Here is an 18,189-nt window from a genome sequence, read left to right as displayed (position 1 = left end):
TGCGGATAGGCGGGGGACAGCGACCCGGGTCACCACCAGGGGTGCGATCCTGGTCACTGCCGAATACGCACCGGCGGACGGGGCGGTTCATCCACGGAGTTGGTATTACCCCGCGCCTCGTTGAACAATCCGGAGCCGGGTTCTATGCCCGCCCGCCGGACGGGTTCCCGACCGGCTCGGACACGGCCTGCCGGCACGGCGTTCGCCCCGATCGCGCCGACCGAACCCTCGCGCCGGGTGACGCCTCGATTACCGTTCGACGTCCGGTCAGGGGGCGAGCAGGGCGAGCGCCCCGCGTACCTGGTCGTCGGCGCGAGCCAGGGCGGCACGGGCGGCCGGTATTCCGGCGCCGGAGACGAGCGAGACCAGGGCGGTCTTCAGGTCACCCTCGGCCTCGGTGAGCGCCCGCCGGGAAACCTCCTCCGAGCACCCGGTGGCCTCGATCAGTATCGAGATCATCCGACCACGCAGTTTGGCGTTGGTGGCCACCATGTCGATCATGAGGTTCGAATAGACCCGTCCCAGCCGAACCATCACTGCCGTGGAGAACGCGTTGAGCACCAGCTTCTGCGCGGTGCCCGCCTTCATCCGGGTCGACCCGGTGACCACCTCCGGTCCGGTATCCACCCCGATGAAGACGTCCACCGACCGGGCGGCCTCCGCCTCCGGATTGGCGCAGAGGAGCACCGTCGAGGCGCCCTTGGCGCGGGATGCGGCGAGCGCACCCAGGACGTACGGGGTGCGGCCGCTGGCGGCCAGGCCGACCACCAGGTCACCCGTTCGTACGCAGTCGGCCGCCTCGGCCGCTCCGCCCCGGTCGTCGTCCTCGGCGTTCTCCACGGCCCGCCACACGGCGTCCGGTCCACCGGCGAGGTGAGCGCAGACCCAGTCCCGAGGCGAGTTGAAGGTGGGTGCCAGCTCGGCGGCGTCGAGGACGCCGAGACGGCCCGAGGTGCCGGCACCGAAGTAGTGCACGCGGTAGCCGCCACGCAGGGCCGCCACGGCCAGGTCGACCGCGGCGGCGATCTCGTCGAGCACATCGGCGACCGCGGCCGGTACCAGCCGATCCGCCTCGTTGATGACGGCGAGCACGTCCCGGGTGGACATCAGGTCCAGATCGATGCTGAGCGGGTTGCGACGCTCGGTGGGGGCGCCCACCCGGACGACGGGGCGGGAATTCGGAGCGGGCGACGACACCTCATCCGGCTCCACGGCGCCGGTGGTCATGCCCGCCTCCGTCCGCCGCCCACCCGGTGGGACTGGACGGCTTCGGCGGTCGCCTCGAGGGCCTTCTTGGCGCGGGCCCGGTTGCGGGCGGCCACCCCGACGAAGAGGCAGTCGACCACGGTGAGCTGGGCCAGCCGGCTCGCCATCGCCCCGGATCGGTAGGTGGTCTCCCGCGCCGCGGTGGTGAGTACGAAGTCGGCGACGTCGGTGATCGGCGAACGCGGGAAGTTGGTGAGCGCGACGGTGGCGGCACCCCGGGCCCGGGCCTGTTCCAGTACCTCGATCACGTCGGAGGTGGTGCCGGTGTGCGAGATGCCGACGGCCACGTCGCCCCGACCGAGCAGCGCGGCCGAGGTCAGCGCCGTATGCACGTCCGGGAAGTAGAAGGCGGTGCGGCCGATCCGGTGCAGCTTCTGCTGGAAGTCGGAGGCCACGAACCCGCTGGCGCCGGCGCCGTAGACGTCGATCCGGCCGGCGCCCGCGATCGCGTCGACCACCCGCTCGCAGACGGCCGGGTCGAGCTGCTCGGCGGTCTCCTCGACCGCACGGGCGTCGTTGAAGGCGATCGTGGCGATGATCTGAGCCAGGTCGGCGCCGGGCGGGATGTCACCTCCGACCACCCGGGCGTCGGGCGGCTCGATCCGGCGGGCGGCCTCAGCGGCGAGCCGGATGCGTAGTTGGGGGTAGCCGTCCATGCCGACGGACCGGCAGAACCGGATGACCGTCGCCTCGGAGGTCTCGGCTGCGGTGGCGAGATCGGTGATCGTCCGGCGCGCGGCGTCGGCCGGGTCGGCGACGACCAGCCGGGCGACCCGCTGTTCGGCCGGCGACAGCGACGGGAGCAGGCCACTGATGTGGACGATCAGCCCACCGGGCTCGTGACTCGCAGAAATCTTCGGACTCTTCGCCACGGATGAAACTTACTTTCACGAAGCGTGAGCGTCAACCATGACTGCGCGTGTTGGGGGAAGTACCGCCGACGGTGGCCCGCCATCCGGGACAGCGTGCCACCCCGTCGAGCCCGGCGCGTCAGCCGCCAGGCCGGGTCCGCCGTCCCCGAAGGTGGCGAACGACACGGGCATCCGACGCGTTCCAACCGTACGGCGGCGCGGGACGTCCGGTCCGGCGGTCCGGGATCGGACGACTCGGCGTCGTCGCCCGGGACACCCGCGTGAGGCCGCTCTTCCGCCGGGGTTAGCGTGTGCCGTATGGCACGACACAGTGTGCTCGTCACCGGCGGGGCAGGCGGGCTGGGCACGGCGGTCACCGCCGCCTTCGTCGAGGCGGGTTGGCGGGTGGTCGTACCGGGGCGCGGCGGCCCGTCCGCGGCGGAGCCGGTGGCCGACGGCGTACACCGCCTGGTCGCGGACGTCGCCGACCCAGACGGCGCCGCCCGGGCGGTGCAGGCGGCCGCCGACGATCCGGACGCGCCGCTGCGCGCGGTGGTCAACCTGGTCGGCGGATACGCCAGCACCGGGCTGGTACACGAGACGTCGATCGACGAGTTCGAGCGGATGCTCACCGCCAACCTGCGCCCCACCCACCTGGTCACCCGGGAGGCGCTCCCCCACCTGGTGGCCGCCGGTGGCGGTGCCGTGGTCTGCGTCTCCGCCCGCGCGGCGATCAGCCCGTTCCCGGGCGCGGCCGGCTACGCGACCGCCAAGGCGGCGGTGCTCGCCTTCGCCAACACGGTGGCCGTCGAGTACCGACGCTTCGGTGTGCGGTGCAACACGGTGCTGCCGAGCGTCATCGACACCCCGGCCAACCGGGCCGCCCAGCCGGACGCCGACCACTCGCGCTGGGTCCCCCCGGCCGAGATCGCCGCGGTGATCCGGTTCCTCGCCTCCGACGAGTCCGCCCCGACGAGCGGAGCGTCGGTGCCGGTGTACGGCCGGGCCTGATCCGGTCGCCGGCCACCGCCGGGCGTCGTGGCGGATCGCCGTCGCGGCCACCGCCGGGCGTCGTGGCGGATCGCCGCCGCGCTCCACCCACTGGTCACGCCGGTTCCAGTGATTCCGGCTGGTTCTCCCGCCCGCCGGGCGTGAGGGGCGGGCCGGCCGCGGGTTCGTCGGTGCCGAACCAGTCCGCGAGGTGGCGCCGGATCTGTCGGGACACCTCGTCGGCCGACCGCCCGGCGTCCACCAGGATGAAGGTCGGGTACTCCGGCAGAGTCCGGTAGGCCGTGTCGGCGGCGGTCAGCCAGCCCAGCGTCTCGTGGTCGCTGCCGCGCCGCTCGATCCGCCGGTACGCCTCAGCCGGGTCGAGGGAGAGCAGGAAGGTCACCTGCGGCTGCGGGAAGACGCGGTAGCCGACCCGGGCCAGCCGCTCCCAGCGGTGCCCGCCGTGGGCCCGGATGCTCGCGTACTGGCAGGCGGAGTAGCGGTCCATCACGGCCGTCCGCCCGGTGAGCAGGCAACTGACCAGTGCGAGGGCGATGGCGAGCCAACGCAGCACGGACTCCACGGCCAGTAGCCCGTCCCGCCCGACCAGCCGCTGCGCGTCCGGGCGGCCGAGTCGTTGGGCGATCCGGCCGAGCCAGCGTCGACCGCCGGCGTTGCGGTGATAGGTGGCGGGACGCCCGGCCGCGGCGAGCGCGTCGGCGAGCAGGTGCGCCTGGGTGGTCTTGCCCGAGCCGTCGATGCCGATCAGGGCGACGCTGCGCAACCGGGCTCGGCGACGTCGCGCCCGTAGTGATCTGACCACCTTGCACAGGCTATCGGATCCGCGCTCTCCGACTGTGGTTTATGTACCAGTTAAGCCCGTTTCACGCCTACCCGCCACCGCCGCAGGTGTGGGCGACCCGAATGCCGGGTAACGAAGCCGGAATCAACCGCCTGTTACGACCGACGGGAGACCCAGATGGCCGAGCGCGGGGACGAGAGTCTTCTGCACACCCTCAAGAAGGTCGCCGCCGTGCTCAAGCAGTCCGACATCCCCTTCGCGCTCGGCGGCAGCTTCGCCGTGTACGCACACGGTGGTCACTCCAGCGACCACGACGTCGACTTCCTGATCCGGGAGGTCGACGTCGAGCAGGCGTTGGCGGCGCTCGTGGAGGCGGGTTTCACCGCCGAGCGCCCGCCGGAGGACTGGCTGGTGAAGGTCTACGACGACGAACGGATGGTGGACCTGATCCACCGGCCGATCGAGACGCCGGTGACGGAGGAGACGTTCGCCGACACCCTGGTACGACCCGTCGACGCGATCCACATGCCGGTGCTCTCCGCCACCCAACTGATGGTGCACAAGTTGCTCAGCTTCTCCCAGCACTACTGCGACTTCGCCCGCGGCCTACCCCTCGCGCGCTCGTTGCGGGAGCAGATCGACTGGGAACGGGTACGGAAGGAGACGCAGCACTCGCCGTACGCCGAGGCGTTCCTGGTGCTGCTGGACCGGCTGGAGGTGGTGCCGTACTCCGGCACCCCGGCAGAGGAGGGGACATCGTGACCCAGCACCGTGGCACCAGTACCGGGCCACCCGACGAGTACCTCGAGGCGGAGATCCAGCGAGCGCTGGCCGAGGATCCGTCCATCGCCGAGCAGGGCATCACCGTCGTCCGCCGGGAGACCGGTCTCGTGCTCTACGGCGAGGTGGAGAGCTCCCACCGGCGCGAGGAGATCCTCCGCCGCGTCGCGGACCGCTTCCCGACGCTACCGGTCACCAGTGAGATCGGGGTGGTCCGCACCGAGGCGCCGACGCAGATCGAGCAACTGCCCTGAGGAGGTTCCATGGTGATAAGGATCGCTGCCGTCGGCGACGTGCACCTCGACGAGGACGTGGTGGGCCGCTTCCGGCCGGCCCTGGAGGAACTGTCCGACTGCGCGGACGTGCTCCTGCTCGCCGGTGACCTGACCCGGCACGGGACCGAGGCGGAGGCGCGCTGCGTGGCGCAGGAGTTCGGCGGGCTGGACGTGCCGGTGATCACCGTGCTGGGCAACCACGACCATCAGTGCAACCAGGTGCCCCAGGTGGTCAAGGTGCTGGAGGACGTGGGCATCACCGTGCTGGAGGGCAACGGCGTGGTGCTGGAGTGCACCGGTGGCCGACTCGGCGTCGCGGGGGTGAAGGGCTTCGGGGGCGGCTTCGCCGGGCGCTGCGCCAGCGATTTCGGCGAGCCGGAGATGAAGGCGTTCGTCCACACCACCACCGAGAGCGCGGACCGGCTGGCCGAGGCGCTGCTCAGCCTGGACTGCGACCTGCTGGTGGCGCTCACCCACTACGCACCGGTGCCGGACACGCTCGCCGGCGAGCCGCTGGAGATCTACCCGTTCCTCGGCGCGTACCAGCTCGGCCAGGCGATCGACTCCGCGCCGACCGCGCTCGCCGTGCACGGGCACGCGCACAGGGGCAGTTCGCGGGGCACCACCCCGGGCGGGGTACGTGTCCGCAACGTCGCGCACCCGGTGATCAAGCAGGCGTACAGCGTCTTTCACCTGGGCGATCACCTTGATCAAGGAGAGGTTTCGCGTTTGAGCGCGTCGGGTACTTGATCGACATGGAGCTGATTCTTTGGATTCTCGCGGTCGTACTGGTCGTCGCCGGCATCCTGGCGCTGTTCCGCCGGCAGATCCTGTGGGGCATCGTCCTCATCATCGTCGGACTGCTCGTGGGCCCGGGAGGCGTCAGCATCTTCAATTGACGCCGCCACACCCCCTCGCCACTGGACCCGCCGGGGTCGTCGTGGCCGGCCACTCCGTCCTCCCGACAGGAGCACCGGTCCCGGCGACCCCGGCGCCGTAACATCCGGGCCCGCCCACCGGCGGCCTATCACCGAGGGGATGAGCATGAACACATCACGTCTGGCACGGCGCATCGGGGCCCGAGCGAAATGGGCGCTGCTCGGCTTCGGCGCGGCGGTCGCGCTGGCCGCCACCGTCGGCGTGGTCGGTGTACGGGGCACCTCCGCCGAGTACGCGGCGCTGGATCGTCCGTCGTGGGCCCCGCCCGGGTGGCTCTTCGGCCCGGTGTGGACCCTGCTCTACGTGCTGATCGCGCTGGCCGGCTGGTTGGTCTGGCGGCGCGTCGGGTTCGGTGCCGCCGTCTGGGCGTGGGTCGCCCAGCTCGTGCTCAACGCGGCCTGGACGCCGCTCTTCTTCGGCGCCCGCCGTTACGGGGCGGCCTTCGCCGAGATCGTCGTGCTGTGGCTGGCGATCGCGCTCACCGTCCTGCTGTTCGCTCGCGTGTCCCGCACGGCGGCGTCGCTCATGCTGCCCTACCTGGCCTGGGTCACCTTCGCGGCGGCCCTCAACTTCGCCATCTGGCGGCTCAACCCCTGACCGACGCCGGGCGTCGCCCCCGGGTCTCGGCACCGCTGGTCGTACGGCTGCCGGCGCTGGTCCGCGCCGGTTGGGCCCGGCCGGGTCCGGCCGGGCCCACCGGTCAGGTCAGCACCGTGGCACGCCCGGGATGAACCCGTCGTACCCGGTGTACACGTACGCGTCGGAGATGAACCGTCCGGAGCCGATCCGGTCCCAGATCGAGCTGGTGCCGTAGGTGCCGGTGACCGTGGTGCCCGTGGTCTGGCAGTGGATGGTCACCTGGGCACCGTCCGCGACCGTGCCGACCGAGGCGTAGCCGGTGCCGGGCCCGGAGCGAACGGTGAGCGGGGTGCCGCTGGTGTTGACCGTGCCGGTGGCGGTGCCGCCGGACGAGCACCCGTTGTCACTGGTGTAGTTCTTCGTCCCCCAGTAGAGGGCGAGCGTGCCGTTGAACCGGACCTGGATGTCGCCGCCGTTGAGGCGCTGCTCGTAGTGCAGGTGCGGGCCGGTCGAGCCGCCGGTGCTGCCGACCCAGCCGATCACCTTTCCGTAGCCCACCGCCTGGCCGACGGAGACGTTGAAACCGCTCAGGTGCGCGTAGTAGGTGTGGTAGCCGCCGGCGTGGCTGATCCGGACGTACTTGCCGTAGCTCGTGCCGCCGAGGTCGGTCACCCGGTCGACGGTGCCCGGCGCGCTGGCGACCACCGGATCGCCCGAATCGTCGGTGCGGTTGAAGTCGACCGCGTTCGCCGGGCTGTGGTTGGTCCGCGTCTGGCCGGACCAGACCTGGCCGCAGGGGAAGGGCACCTTGAAGGTCGGTGCGGCCATTGCCGGCGTCGCCGGCACCAGAGTTCCCACGACGAGCAGGCCGGCCGCCACCAGGCTGAACCACCGCTTACGCATCCAGCTCCTCCTATGTCGAAATCCTTCAATGGATTACATACAGCTTGACAGATATTGACGGATATCGAAAGAGGGCGTGTCTCTGCGGTGGGAGCGCGCCCACTCCGCTACCTGGAGGTTTCCGGATTGTTACTCGGTCGTGTCTGACAGGGGCTGGACCGCGCGCGATGCAAGCGCTTACATGTTGGGACGCCCATCGGACCGGCGCCGGTTCTACTACGACCGCGCCGGCAAGAAAGGAGGACGGCATGGCGGTCTTCACCAGACCACGCCAGGCCTTCGTGATCGCCGGCGTACTGGGGCTGGCGCTCAGCGCCACCGCCTGCGGCACCGGCAACGACAAGGGAAGCAGCAACGCGGACTCCGCGGAGTGTGCCGCATACGACAAGTACCAGGGCCACGACGGCAAGAAGGTCACGATCTACTCGTCGATCCGTGACCTCGAGGCCGATCGGCTCGACGAGTCCTGGAAGACGTTCGAGGACTGCACCGGGATCGACATCGACCACGAGGGCAGCCCCGAGTTCGAGGCTCAGCTCCCCGTGCGGGTGGACGGCGGCAACGCCCCCGACCTGGCCTTCATCCCGCAGCCGGGTCTGCTCAAGCGGTTCGTCGACGCGGGCAAGGTCAAGACGGTCAGCGCCGACACCAAGGCGCTGGCCGAGCAGAACTTCACCCCCGACTGGCTGAAGTACAGCACCGTGGACGGCAAGCTCTACGGCGTCCCGCTCGGCTCGAACGTGAAGTCCTTCGTCTGGTACTCCCCCAAGATGTTCAAGGAGAAGGGCTGGACCCCGCCGACCACGTGGGACGACCTGATCAAGCTCAGCGACACGATCGCGGCCAGCGGCATCAAGCCGTGGTGCGCCGGCATCGAGTCCGGTGAGGCCACCGGCTGGCCGGCCACGGACTGGATCGAGGACCTGATGCTGCGGACGCAGACCCCCGAGGTCTACGACCAGTGGACCACCCACGGCATCCCGTTCAACGACCCGCGGGTCGCCGAGGCGGTCGACCGCGCCGGCCAGATCCTCAAGAACGAGAAGTACGTCAACGGCGGCTTCGGCAACGTGAAGAGCATCGCCACCACCGCCTTCGGCGAGGCCGGCCTGCCGATCACCACCGGCAAGTGCGCGCTGCACCGGCAGGCGTCCTTCTACGCCAACCAGTGGCCCGAGGGCACCAAGGTGGCCGAGGACGGCGACGTCTTCGCGTTCTACTTCCCGGCCGTCGACCCGGCCAAGGGCAAGCCGGTGCTGGGTGCCGGCGAGTTCGTCACCGCCTTCGCCGACCGTCCCGAGGTCCAGGCGGTCCAGACCTACCTGGCCTCCGGCGAGTACGTCAACAGCCGCGCCAAGATCGGTGACTGGCTGTCGGCGAACAACAAGCTCGACATCAACAACGTGCCGAACCCGGTGGACAAGCTCTCCGTCCAGATCCTGCAGGACCCGAAGACGGTCTTCCGCTTCGACGGTTCCGACCTGATGCCGGCCGCCGTCGGCGCGGGGACGTTCTGGAAGGGCATGGTCGACTGGATCAACGGCAAGGACACCGCATCGGTGCTCCAAGGCATCGAGAGCAGCTGGAAGTGATCTGAACCGGTGGGCCGGCTCGCGGAACGCGGGCCGGCCCACCGGCCAACAAGGACCTGGGAGGGTCGATGGAGTTCGACTTCGCGGAGGAACAACCGAAGTTCCTCATGCTGATGTACGGGCTGATCGCTTTCGTCGCGGTGGTGGGTGGTCTGCTCCTGCTTCTCGACGTCGTGCCGGCCTGGTTCGCCCGCCGCCGGGAGGCGCGGCTCGTCGCCGCCTCCGCCAGCGGCGCCCCGCTCCCCCGCAGGCCGAAACAGCGGGAGGGTTTCTTCGCCCTCTTCTTCCTGCTGCCGGCGCTGCTGCTGCTCACCATCGGGCTGGTGGTCCCGGCCATCCGCACCGTGTTGCTCTCCCTGATGGATTCGAACAGCACCAACTGGGTGGGGCTGCACAACTACGGCTGGATGTTCTCCGACGGCGCGATCGTCCGGGTGCTGATCAACAGTCTGGTCTGGGTGATCCTGGTACCGCTCATGGCCACCGCCTTCGGGCTCATCTACGCCGTCCTGGTGGACCGGGTCCGGTTCGAGGCGTTCGCAAAGTCCCTCATCTTCCTGCCGATGGCGATCTCCTTCGTCGGCGCCAGCATCATCTGGAAGTTCGTCTACGCGTACCGGGGCGACGGCCAGGAGCAGATCGGTCTGCTCAACCAGATCGTGGTCAGCCTGGGCGGCGAGCCCAAGCAGTGGCTGCTCGAGTCACCGCTGAACACGCTGCTGCTGATCGTCATCATGGTCTGGATCCAGGCCGGCTTCGCCATGGTGGTGCTCTCCGCCGCCATCAAGGCCATCCCGGCCGACATCATCGAGGCGGCCCGGCTCGACGGGGTCAGCCCGTGGCAGATGTTCTGGCAGATCACCATGCCGAGCATCCGCCCCGCGCTGATCGTCGTCGTGGTGACCATCACCATCGCCACGCTCAAGGTCTTCGACATCGTCCGGACCTCGACCAACGGCAACTACGAGACCAGTGTGATCGCCAACGAGATGTACAACCAGGCGTTCCGCTACGGCGAGAACGGGCAGGGCTCCGCGCTCGCGGTCTTCCTCTTCATCCTGGTGATCCCGGTCGTGATCTACCAGATCCGCAACCTCCGTCAGCAGCGGAAGGGCTGAGATGACCACCGCCACGCCCACTGTCGCCGTCGGCACCACGCGGACCGACGCTCCGAAGACCGTCGCCGGCCGGGTCCGCAAGCGGCTGAACAGCCGCACGGCCACCTTGGTGTCGATCATCATCGCGCTCTTCTGGACCGTCCCCACCTTCGGCCTGTTCATCTCCTCCTTCCGCCCGGAGGACCAGATCAAAACCACCGGCTGGTGGACGTTCTTCACCGACCCGCAGTTCACCCTGGAGAACTACCAGCAGGTGCTGTTCGGCCGGTCCTCGTCCTCCGGGCAGCTCGCCAGCTACTTCATCAACTCGTTGGCGATCACCATCCCGTCGGTGCTCTTCCCGATCGCCTTCGCGGCCCTGGCCGCGTACGCGCTGGCCTGGATCAACTTCCGAGGCCGGGAATGGGTCTACATCGCGATCTTCGCGCTGCAGATCGTGCCGCTGCAGATGGCCCTGGTGCCGCTGCTGAAGTTCTTCTCCACCGGCGTCACCGTCGCCGGCATCCAGGTGCTGCCGGCCTGGGACCTGGTCGACGAACAGAAGTTCGCCCAGGTGTGGTTCGCCCACACCTGCTTCGCGCTCCCGTTCGCGGTCTTCCTGCTGCACAACTTCATCTCGCAGCTGCCGGGCGACCTGATGGAGGCGGCCCGGGTCGACGGGGCCAGCCACCCGAAGATCTTCCGCACCATCGTGCTGCCGCTGATCACCCCGGCGCTCGCCGCGTTGGGCATCTTCCAGTTCCTCTGGGTCTGGAACGATCTGCTGGTCGCGCTCATCTTCGCCGGCGGCGGGGACGAGACGGCGCCGCTCACCGTCCGGCTGGCCGAGATGGCCGGTACCCGCGGCAACGAGTGGCAGCGACTCACCGCCGGCGCGTTCGTGTCGATCGTCGTACCACTGATCGTGTTCCTGTCCCTGCAGCGCTACTTCGTGCGCGGGCTCCTCGCCGGGAGCGTGAAGGGCTGAGGCACGTCGTCCGCCGCCGCCCGCGATCCGGCGGGCGGCGGCGGACGCGGCCACGGAGCTGGGGGGAACCGTGACCACGATCGATGATGTAGCCCGGCTGGCCGGGGTCTCCACGGCGACCGTCTCCCGGGCGCTGCGCGGGCTCCCGACGGTCTCGCCCGCGACGCGGCACCGGGTGCTGTCCGCAGCCGAGAAGCTGCAGTACGCCGTCTCGCCGAGCGCGTCGCGCCTGGCCGGCGGCCGGACCGGCACCATCGCGGTGGTGGTCCCGCAGATCACCCGCTGGTTCTTCGCCACCGTCGTGGAAGCGGTCGAGAAGTTCCTCCACGAGTCCGGGTACGACCTGCTGCTCTACAACCTCGGCGGCCGTGAGCAGTCCCGGCAGCGGGTGCTCCGGACGGCCAACCTCCACAAACGCGCGGACGCCATCATGCTGGTGGCCACCCCGCTCTTCCCCGCCGACGTCAGCACGCTCACCGCGCTGGACGTGCCCGGCGTGACGATCAGCTCGGGCACTCCGGTACCGGGCTGGCCCTGCGTACGGATCGACGACCTGAACACCGCTCGGACGGCCACCCGGCACCTGCTCGACCTCGGGCACCGCCGGATCGCGCACATCTCCGGCTACCCCCACGACGAGCTGGCCTTCACCGCGCACGCCGAACGGCGGCGCGGCTACCAGGCGGCCCTACGGGCGGCCGGGCTGCGGCCGGACCCGAGCCTGGACGTGGAGTCCCAGTTCACGATCGCGGGCGGCACCCGGGCCACCGCCGAACTGTTGGCTCGGGGCGAACCCCCGACGGCCATCGTCGCGGCCTGCGACGAGATGGCGATGGGCGCGATGGCGGCACTGCGTGACGCGGGGCTGCGGGTACCCGACGACGTCAGCGTGATCGGCATCGACGACCACGACCTGGCCGGCGTGCTCGGCCTCAGCACCGTGGCCCAGCCGGCGGCGGAGCAGGGCCGGCTGGCCGCGCGCATCCTGCTCGACCCGCTCGGCGGGCACGCCCTCGACACGGTCGACGGCCGGCCGCTCACCGCGTCCGGCCCATCCCGGTCGGACACGCAGAACCCGCCGGTGATCCTGCCCACTCGGCTGGTCGTACGCGAGTCGACCGCACCGCCCCGGGCACACTGAACGGACCGCCCGCCGGCGATGCCGGCGGCCACCCCGCACCACACGCACGACACACGGGAGAAGGCCCTGAACACCAACGTGAGCAAGGAAGACCGGTCCGGCGGCCCGATCGCCGGCTGGTGGACCGAAGCGGTCATCTACCAGATCTACCCGCGCTCGTTCGCCGACTCGAACGGGGACGGGATCGGGGACCTGCCCGGCATCACCGCCCGCCTCGACCACCTCGTCGAGCTGGGCGTGGACGCGGTGTGGCTCTCCCCCTTCTACCCCTCGCCGCAGGCGGACGCCGGGTACGACGTGGCCGACTACCGCGACGTCGACCCGCTCTTCGGCCGGTTGCCGGACGCGGACGAACTGATCGCCGAGGCGCACTCCCGTGGCCTGCGGGTGATCGTCGACCTCGTGCCCAACCACACCTCGTCGGCGCACCAGTGGTTCACCGCCGCCCTGGCCACCGCGCCGGGCAGCCTCGAACGGAGCCGGTACGTCTTCCGGGACGGCCGGGGCCCCGACGGCGCGCAGCCGCCGAACGACTGGCAGAGCGTCTTCGGCGGACCGGCGTGGACCCGCGTCGTCGAACCCGACGGTCGGCCCGGCCAGTGGTACCTGCACCTGTTCGACACCGGCCAGCCGGACCTGAACTGGGACAACCCCGAGGTGCGCACGGAGTTCCTCGACGTCCTGCGGTTCTGGCTCGACCGGGGAGTGGACGGCTTCCGGGTCGACGTGGCGCACGGCCTCATCAAGCAGGCCGACCTGGCCGACTGGCAGGAGCCACAGGAGATCCTCTCCGGCAACGAGGCGGACCGGCCCCGACCGCCCATGTGGGACCAGGACGGGGTGCACGAGATCTACCGCGACTGGCGCCGGGTGCTGGACGGCTACCCGGGTGAGCGGATCCTGGTCGCCGAGGCGTGGGTGGAGCCGGCCGAGCGGCTCGCCCGCTACGTGCGGCCCGACGAGATGCACCAGGCGTTCAACTTCGAGTACCTCCTCGCCGCCTGGACCGCACCCGCCCAGTACGCGGTGATCACCCGCTCGCTGGAGGCGACCGACTCGGTCGGAGCGCCGACGACCTGGGTGCTCTCCAACCACGACGTGGTGCGGCACGCCTCCCGCCTCGGCCTGCCGATCGGCACGCCGCGCCCGAACGGCATCGGCATCGGCGACCCGCAGCCGGACGCCGCGCTCGGCCTGCGCCGGGCCCGGGCGGCCACCCTGTTGATGCTCGCCCTACCCGGCTCGGCCTACCTGTACCAGGGTGAGGAACTGGGACTGCCGGAGCACACCACGATGCCCGACGAGGCGCGCCAGGACCCGACCTGGGCCCGTAGCGGGCACACCCAGCGAGGTCGCGACGGCTGCCGGGTGCCGATCCCGTGGGAGGCCGACGCGCCGTCGTACGGCTTCGGCCCGACCGACGCGAGCTGGCTGCCGCAGCCGGAAGTCTGGGCCGAGTACGCCCTGGACCGGCAGCGGGAGGTGCCCGGCTCGACGTACGAGATGTACCGGGCCGCGCTGCGGCTGCGCCGGGAGTACGCGCTGGGCCAGGGCACGCTGCGCTGGCGGGAGTCCGGCGACACGGTGCTGACCTTCGACAACGGCGACCTGACCGTGCTCACCAACTTCGGCGAGGCGGCGGTCGCCCTGCCAGCGGGTGCCGAGGTGCTGCACGCGAGCGAGCCGCTGACCGACGACGGGGCGGTGCCGACCGACGTGACGGTCTGGTTCCGCGCCTGACCCGTCGACCTGGGCCCCGGCCGGCGTTCGGCGTCGACCGGGGCCCTCGTTCACTCCAGGCGCTCGGCGCGTTCGTGCAACAGCCTTCGCACCGCCGCGATGTCGGCCGGTGAGTGGCGCGCGGCGAGCCAGTACATGACACCGGTGGGCACGAAGAAGAGCTGGAACGCGGCCAGCCCGACGGCGTAGTTCAGCGGCGGCGGGAAGGCCGTCTGCAGCACCGGGAAGGCCACGCCGACCAGCCCGTTGCCCGACGCCCGGCCGACACCGTTGACGAGGTTGCCGAGGCTGTAGACGGTGCCGCGGTGCTCCGGCGGATTGACGTCGGCGATGAGCGCGAACCAGTTCGGCGAGTTGGCGGAGGTGAGGGCGAGCGCGACCACGGCGGTCAGCAGGCCGAACCCGACCGTCGGCTCGGTCACCACGCTGGCCAGCACGGCCGCGATCACCGCGCCGGCGCTCGCCCCGTCCGGCACGTCGATACGCATCGGCACGAAGAACAACACCAGGTAGAGCGGCACCGCGGCGAGGACGCCCACCGCCGCGACCAGACCCCGCCCCCGTGGCGTACGGCGCTGCACCGCGTCGCCGACCAGCCCGCCCACGATGGAGAAGACCCCGCCGAGCTGGAACAGCGTGGCGAAGACGCTGCCCACCAGCACGGCGGTGGCGGTCGAGAGGCCCTGGGCCTCGGCCCGCTGGGTGAAGAGCACCGGCAGCCAGACCAGCGAACCGAACGCGGCCTGCGCGGTCAACCCCTGCAGGACGAGCCAGCGGTTGGTCCGCCGGGCGAGAATCCGCGGCAGGTCGGCCCGGCTGATCCGGTAGTCGTAGTCGGCCCCGGCGGCGAGCGCGTCGACCAGCTCCGGCTCGCTCTGGCCGCGCCGGATGTCGTAGGTGAACAGGTACGCCACCGTGGCCGCCAGGCCGACGACGGCGAGCACCAGGAACGGCCGACGCCAGTCCACGCTCCCGAGCAGGCCGGCGACCAGCGTTCCGGCCAGCGTGCCGACCCCCTGGGAGAGCCCCCAGAAGCTCATCACCAGACCCCTGCGGCGAGGCGAGATCAGGTCGGTGACCACGGAGAACCCGACCGAGCCGACCGCGCCGAGGCCGACCGCCGCGACCACCTGCGCGACCAGGAACGTCAGGTAGTTCCCGGCCAGGGCGCCGCCCCCGGTGCCCACCGCCCAGATCAGGGTGCCGGCCATGAGCAGCGGCTTACGGTTCGCCCGGTCGCCGACGTACGCCCAGCCGACGGCCGCCGCCGCGCTCACCACGAACGTCGCGGCGGTGACCAGGCCGAGCAGCCGCTGGGGCACCTCGAACGCGTCGGCGATCGGGCCGTACAGCGGTGGGACCAGCCCGATCGCCACGTTGTCCAGCGAGGCGAGCAGCACGAAGACGACCACGCTGTAACCGCGGTGCCCGGCTGTGCCGCCCCAGGCACGCGTCATCCCGCCGCGGCTCATGGTCATGCGTGGCAGCCAAGCAGCCCGAGGTCACGAGCGGGTGACGGCCCGCCGTAGTGGGTGCGGGTTCACAGGTAACCGCCGATCGTCACCGGCGCCTCGGTCACGACCGGCGCACCGGCGCGGAGCGCGTACAGCTGGGCGAGAGTGGCGCCGCCGGCCGGCAGTCCGGAGGTGTCGTCGCCCAGCCACGCGGTCGCCTCGGCGTACGACAGCGGGCCGACCTCGATCCGGGCCAGACACCGGCCGGGCCGCACGACCGCCGGATGCAGCCTCGACAGGTCCTCGTTCGTGGTGATCGCGACGAGCACGTTGCGCCCCTGACCGAGCAGCCCGTCGGTCAGGTTGAGCAGCCGGGAGAGCGCCTGCCCGGCCGTCTGCCGAGCCTCCCCCCGGATCAGGTCGTCGCAGTCCTCCAGGATCAGCAGCCGCCAGGACCGCTCCGCGCCGCCCTCCTTCTCGTCCTCCTCCTCGCCGACCGCGACCTCCATCAGGTACGCCGGGTCGGCGAAGAGCTCCTCGGGATCGAGGACGCAGTCGGCCTGGCACCACTCCCGCCACTGCCGGGCCAGCGCGCGCAGCGCCGTGGTCTTGCCCGTGCCCGGCGGTCCGTGCAGCAGCAACAACCGGCCCGACACCGCCTCGGGGACCAGGCCCATCAGGTCGGTCAGTGCCGCGGCGGCGTCGGCCGGATAGTTGGATCGGAGTTCCGCCCAGGTCGGGGCCTCGATCCCGCGCGTGTCCCGCTGGCCACCGCCCTGCTGGTCCCGGTGCCAGAAGCCCATCGACACGCGGCCGGCATCCAGCGGCTCGGCGCTCTGCTCGACGATCTCGTCGAGCACGCGCGTCCCGGTCTCGGCGTCGACCGCGGTGACGGTCACCTCCACACCCCGTCCCCGCCCTTTCACGATGCGGGCCAACCAGCCGTCGCCGGCGGCGAGACGGGACACCCGGTTGCGCTCGATGGCGGTACGGATGAGCCGAGCCTGCTGCGGCAGGAGATCGGTCCCCGGCCGGGGCCGGGCCAGCTGCTCCGTCCTGGCCCAGGTGTGCCGGCCGCTCACGAACTCGTCGAGCAGCAGGGCATCGACCACGTCGCACGGACTGTCGAAGTCGTCGAACTGCATGACCGGCAGCGGAGCGGGTCCGGTCGGCGTGGCCGGCGGCAGGGACGGGGAAGGCACGTGAAGATCATCCCCGACGGCGGGACATGCGGACAACCGGTTAGGTCGCCGACCGGCCCGGCCGGGGAACGCGGCCGGCCGGGGGGGGTGAGCCCCACGGCTCCCGGGGCGGACGACGCCGCCCCGGGAACCGGTCAGCGCTCGATCACGTGGTCCCGGGCGGCGGCGTACCGCTCCCGGATCGCGGGGACCGGCTCGGCGGCGTACTCCTCGGTGCCGTCGAGCTGCCACGCGGGTGGCCGGTCACCACCCAGGGCGACCCACGCGGCCTGGCGTGCGGCGCCGTCGGCGACGTACTCGCCGGGCGGCGGCACGACCACGCGGCAGCCGAACACCTGCGGCGCGATGCGCCGCACAGCGATCGAGCGGGCCCCACCACCGACGAGGATCACCCGGCGGACCTCGGCGCCCTGGGCGACGAGCGCGTCGAGCCCGTCGGCGAGCGCGGAAAGCATCCCTTCCACGGCGGCCCGGGCGAGGTGGGCCGGAGTCGAGTTGCGCAGCGTCAGCCCGTGCACGGCACCGGTGGCGGTGGGGCGGTTCGGGGTCCGCTCCCCCTCGAGGTACGGGACCATGACCAGCCCGTCCGCGCCGGCCGGCGCGGACAGCGCCAGGTCGGCCAGCTCGTCCAGGTCGACCCGGAGCATCGACGCGGCGGCGTCCAGCACCCGAGCCGCGTTGAGGGTGCAGACCAGCGGCAGGAACCGCCCGGTGGCGTCGGCGAAGCCGGCCACGATGCCGGTGGGATCGGCGGACGGTCCCGAGGCGACGCTGAACACGGTGCCCGAGGTGCCGATCGAGACCACCACGTCGCCGGGACCGGCGCCCACACCGAGCGCTGCCGCGGCGTTGTCGCCGGTGCCCGGGCCGAGCAGCACTCCGCTGCCGGCAGGTCCCGCCGGCAGCCCGTCGGTGGCCAGCGCGCCCGGGTGCAGCTCACCGGCCACCTCGGTCGGGCCGAGCACCGCCGGCACCGCGAGGCGCCGGCCGAAGGCCCGCTCCAGCAGGTCGAACCGGTATTCGCCGGTGGCCGGCGACCAGTAGCCGGTGCCGCTGGCGTCACCGCGGTCGGTGCGTAGCCCGGCGAGACCGGGCGCCCCGGCCAGCCGCCAGGTGAGCCAGTCGTGCGGCAGGCAGACCGCGGCGACCCGGGCGGCGTTCTCCGGCTCGTGCCGGGCCAGCCAGCGCAGCTTCGTGGCGGTGAAGCTGGCCACCGGCGCGCTGCCCACCGCGTCCGCCCAGAACCGCCGGCCAATCTCGCCGTCGCCGGCCTCGGCGATCAGGTCCTCGGCCGCGTCGGCCGAGCGGGTGTCGTTCCACAGCAGCGCCGGCCGGACCACCTGACCGGCCTCGTCCAGGGCGACCATGCCGTGCTGCTGGCCGCCGATGGAGACGGCTGCCACGTCGGCCAGCCCGCCGGCGGCGTCCACCGCCGCCCGCAGCGCCGTCCACCACGCGGCCGGGTCGACCTCGGTCCCGTCCGGGTGCGGGGCGCGGCCCTGACGGACCAGCGCTCCCGTCTCCGCGTCCCGGATCACGACCTTGCACGACTGGGTGGACGAGTCCACCCCCGCTACGAGCGGCATGCCG

General features: G+C 71.6%; 17 protein-coding genes and 1 pseudogene. 11 read left to right on the top strand and 7 right to left on the bottom strand.

All coding sequences use genetic code 11. The features are described from left to right. Positions 1–267: 267 nt before the first annotated feature. Together murQ and BXA10_RS20950 are read right to left on the bottom strand one after the other, a co-directional pair. Positions 268–1,227: an N-acetylmuramic acid 6-phosphate etherase gene (murQ, locus tag BXA10_RS20955; RefSeq protein ID WP_076472425.1), complete on the bottom strand. Its 960-nt coding sequence runs from the start codon at positions 1,225–1,227 to the stop codon at positions 268–270. After that, positions 1,224–2,138 (bottom strand): MurR/RpiR family transcriptional regulator, encoded by a 915-nt coding sequence (locus tag BXA10_RS20950; RefSeq protein WP_076472422.1) that lies wholly within the window; start codon positions 2,136–2,138, stop codon positions 1,224–1,226. Before BXA10_RS20950 ends, murQ begins: the two co-directional genes overlap by 4 nt. Before the next feature lie 297 nt (positions 2,139–2,435). Between BXA10_RS20950 and BXA10_RS20945 the strand changes: the two genes are divergently transcribed. After that, positions 2,436–3,128, top strand: a complete 693-nt coding sequence (locus BXA10_RS20945; protein ID WP_076472419.1) for an SDR family NAD(P)-dependent oxidoreductase — start codon at positions 2,436–2,438, stop codon at positions 3,126–3,128. 94 nt (positions 3,129–3,222) lie between these two features. On the opposite strand, the gene BXA10_RS20940 is transcribed toward BXA10_RS20945, so the two are convergent. Further along, positions 3,223–3,930 carry a nucleoside/nucleotide kinase family protein gene (locus BXA10_RS20940; protein WP_076472416.1) on the bottom strand — a complete coding sequence of 236 codons (708 nt, stop codon included), beginning with the start codon at positions 3,928–3,930 and terminating at the stop codon, positions 3,223–3,225. Between the two features lie 150 nt (positions 3,931–4,080). Here BXA10_RS20940 and BXA10_RS20935 point away from each other — a divergent pair. From BXA10_RS20935 to BXA10_RS20920, 5 genes and pseudogenes are all read left to right on the top strand, one after another. After that, positions 4,081–4,671 (top strand): annotated as a pseudogene (locus BXA10_RS20935) (nucleotidyltransferase); the annotation flags it as partial. Continuing rightward, positions 4,668–4,943, top strand: a complete 276-nt coding sequence (locus BXA10_RS20930; protein ID WP_076472411.1) for a BON domain-containing protein — start codon at positions 4,668–4,670, stop codon at positions 4,941–4,943. The pseudogene BXA10_RS20935 and the gene BXA10_RS20930, both read left to right, overlap by 4 nt. Positions 4,944–4,952: 9 nt before the next feature. Continuing rightward, positions 4,953–5,714 carry a metallophosphoesterase family protein gene (locus tag BXA10_RS20925; RefSeq protein ID WP_076472409.1) on the top strand — a complete coding sequence of 254 codons (762 nt, stop codon included), beginning with the start codon at positions 4,953–4,955 and terminating at the stop codon, positions 5,712–5,714. A gap of 5 nt (positions 5,715–5,719) precedes the next feature. Then, a complete protein-coding gene (locus BXA10_RS31585; RefSeq protein ID WP_165435832.1) occupies positions 5,720–5,863 on the top strand; it encodes a GPGG-motif small membrane protein in 144 nt (47 codons plus the stop codon). A gap of 139 nt (positions 5,864–6,002) precedes the next feature. After that, on the top strand, positions 6,003–6,500 hold the full coding sequence (locus tag BXA10_RS20920) for a TspO/MBR family protein (RefSeq protein ID WP_076472406.1): 498 nt from the start codon (positions 6,003–6,005) through the stop codon (positions 6,498–6,500). Positions 6,501–6,608: 108 nt separating this feature from the next. On the opposite strand, the gene BXA10_RS20915 is transcribed toward BXA10_RS20920, so the two are convergent. Then, positions 6,609–7,385 carry a M23 family metallopeptidase gene (locus tag BXA10_RS20915; RefSeq protein ID WP_076472403.1) on the bottom strand — a complete coding sequence of 259 codons (777 nt, stop codon included), beginning with the start codon at positions 7,383–7,385 and terminating at the stop codon, positions 6,609–6,611. Positions 7,386–7,633: 248 nt separating this feature from the next. Here BXA10_RS20915 and BXA10_RS20910 point away from each other — a divergent pair, with 248 nt between their 5' ends. The 5 genes from BXA10_RS20910 to BXA10_RS20890 all read left to right on the top strand — a co-directional run bounded on the left by BXA10_RS20910 (position 7,634) and on the right by BXA10_RS20890 (position 13,943). Further along, positions 7,634–8,977 (top strand): ABC transporter substrate-binding protein, encoded by a 1,344-nt coding sequence (locus BXA10_RS20910; RefSeq protein WP_076472400.1) that lies wholly within the window; start codon positions 7,634–7,636, stop codon positions 8,975–8,977. 68 nt (positions 8,978–9,045) lie between these two features. Next, complete coding sequence (locus BXA10_RS20905) at positions 9,046–10,095, top strand: carbohydrate ABC transporter permease (RefSeq protein WP_076472397.1); 1,050 nt, start codon at positions 9,046–9,048, stop codon at positions 10,093–10,095. Position 10,096: 1 nt separating this feature from the next. Then, a complete protein-coding gene (locus BXA10_RS20900) occupies positions 10,097–11,062 on the top strand; it encodes a carbohydrate ABC transporter permease (protein ID WP_076472395.1) in 966 nt (321 codons plus the stop codon). Between the two features lie 70 nt (positions 11,063–11,132). After that, positions 11,133–12,203, top strand: coding sequence for a LacI family DNA-binding transcriptional regulator (locus BXA10_RS20895; RefSeq protein ID WP_076472392.1), 1,071 nt, complete (start codon positions 11,133–11,135; stop codon positions 12,201–12,203). Positions 12,204–12,281: 78 nt separating this feature from the next. Then, on the top strand, positions 12,282–13,943 hold the full coding sequence (locus BXA10_RS20890) for a glycoside hydrolase family 13 protein (RefSeq protein WP_425436100.1): 1,662 nt from the start codon (positions 12,282–12,284) through the stop codon (positions 13,941–13,943). 50 nt (positions 13,944–13,993) lie between these two features. Here BXA10_RS20890 and BXA10_RS20885 read toward each other — a convergent pair whose 3' ends face one another. The 3 genes from BXA10_RS20885 to xylB all read right to left on the bottom strand — a co-directional run bounded on the left by BXA10_RS20885 (position 13,994) and on the right by xylB (position 18,185). After that, positions 13,994–15,421 (bottom strand): MFS transporter, encoded by a 1,428-nt coding sequence (locus BXA10_RS20885; protein WP_076472390.1) that lies wholly within the window; start codon positions 15,419–15,421, stop codon positions 13,994–13,996. A 62-nt stretch (positions 15,422–15,483) separates the two neighbouring features. Further along, a complete protein-coding gene (locus BXA10_RS20880) occupies positions 15,484–16,599 on the bottom strand; it encodes a DUF5925 domain-containing protein (RefSeq protein ID WP_076472389.1) in 1,116 nt (371 codons plus the stop codon). 134 nt (positions 16,600–16,733) lie between these two features. After that, entirely contained in the window at positions 16,734–18,185 is a 1,452-nt protein-coding gene (xylB, locus tag BXA10_RS20875; RefSeq protein ID WP_076472388.1) for a xylulokinase, read from the bottom strand. Between the last annotated feature and the right edge of the window lie 4 nt (positions 18,186–18,189).

The sequence above is a fragment of the Micromonospora avicenniae genome, from assembly GCF_900156065.1.
Classification (GTDB): Bacteria; Actinomycetota; Actinomycetes; order Mycobacteriales; family Micromonosporaceae; genus Micromonospora; species Micromonospora avicenniae.
This window is presented reverse-complemented; position numbering and strand designations above follow the sequence as displayed.

Excerpts from the sequence above, each read along its gene's own strand:
- murQ (WP_076472425.1), bottom strand. The coding sequence starts at position 1,227 with ATGACCACCGGCGCCGTGGAGCCGGATGAGGTGTCGTCGCCCGCTCCG.
- BXA10_RS20945 (WP_076472419.1), top strand. The coding sequence starts at position 2,436 with ATGGCACGACACAGTGTGCTCGTCACCGGCGGGGCAGGCGGGCTGGGC.
- BXA10_RS20925 (WP_076472409.1), top strand. The coding sequence starts at position 4,953 with ATGGTGATAAGGATCGCTGCCGTCGGCGACGTGCACCTCGACGAGGAC.
- BXA10_RS31585 (WP_165435832.1), top strand. The coding sequence starts at position 5,720 with ATGGAGCTGATTCTTTGGATTCTCGCGGTCGTACTGGTCGTCGCCGGC.
- BXA10_RS20920 (WP_076472406.1), top strand. The coding sequence starts at position 6,003 with ATGAGCATGAACACATCACGTCTGGCACGGCGCATCGGGGCCCGAGCG.
- BXA10_RS20915 (WP_076472403.1), bottom strand. The coding sequence starts at position 7,385 with ATGCGTAAGCGGTGGTTCAGCCTGGTGGCGGCCGGCCTGCTCGTCGTG.
- BXA10_RS20910 (WP_076472400.1), top strand. The coding sequence starts at position 7,634 with ATGGCGGTCTTCACCAGACCACGCCAGGCCTTCGTGATCGCCGGCGTA.
- BXA10_RS20905 (WP_076472397.1), top strand. The coding sequence starts at position 9,046 with ATGGAGTTCGACTTCGCGGAGGAACAACCGAAGTTCCTCATGCTGATG.
- BXA10_RS20900 (WP_076472395.1), top strand. The coding sequence starts at position 10,097 with ATGACCACCGCCACGCCCACTGTCGCCGTCGGCACCACGCGGACCGAC.
- BXA10_RS20885 (WP_076472390.1), bottom strand. The coding sequence starts at position 15,421 with ATGACCATGAGCCGCGGCGGGATGACGCGTGCCTGGGGCGGCACAGCC.
- xylB (WP_076472388.1), bottom strand. The coding sequence starts at position 18,185 with ATGCCGCTCGTAGCGGGGGTGGACTCGTCCACCCAGTCGTGCAAGGTC.